Source organism: Pseudomonas sp. B23(2017), assembly GCF_002113725.1.
In the GTDB taxonomy this organism is placed as follows: domain Bacteria; phylum Pseudomonadota; class Gammaproteobacteria; order Pseudomonadales; family Pseudomonadaceae; genus Aquipseudomonas; species Aquipseudomonas putida_Z.
Genome location: NZ_NEJM01000050.1, coordinates 1 through 647, shown reverse-complemented (window position 1 = coordinate 647; position 647 = coordinate 1). Strand labels below are relative to the sequence as shown.

Here is a 647-nt window from a genome sequence, read left to right as displayed (position 1 = left end):
ACGCCGAATGGCGGCGATGAAGTGACGCTGACCCTCACCGGCAATGCCGTGCAGGAAGGCAACACCACGACCATCACCGGCACCCTGAGCCACCCGGCAGGCCAAGCCTTCACTGTCACCCTGAGCAACGGCCAGACCCTGAGCTTTGCCGAGGGCGCGCTTACTGCGACCACCAATCCGTTCGTGGCGCAGAGCGATGATGTGTTCAAGGATGGCGAAACCCAGACCGTCAGCGTGATCGACGCCGGCAGCCATAACTTCGAGAACTTGAACACCAGCGCCACCACGACGATCACCTTGAGTGACACCGTCGACACCGTGAAGGCCGAGCTGAGCATTTCGCCGAACCCGGCAGTGGAAGGCCAGACGGTGACTTACACCATCACACTGACCGGTCCTACCGGTGCCGACCTGAGTCAGCACGGTGGTCTCGATATCGCGCTGAGCAACGGTAAGGTGGTCCACATCGCCGCCGGGCAGATCAGTGGTTCGCAGTCGGGCGTCCTGGCGGACAACGTCTATGTCGGCAGCAGTGCTCCAAGCATCGCCATCAACGGGATCACCGAGCAAGGCACCGGCAAACAGGTCTTTGAGAACCTGGTCAAAGGCGACCCGGTGACCCTGCAGATCACCGACGAACCGGGCAC

Annotated in this window: 1 protein-coding gene; it reads left to right on the top strand. The window is 62.0% G+C overall.

The features are described 5' to 3' along the window. On the top strand, window positions 1-647 hold a 647-nt coding region (locus CAG46_RS28835), incomplete at both ends, for an immunoglobulin-like domain-containing protein (protein ID WP_158091589.1).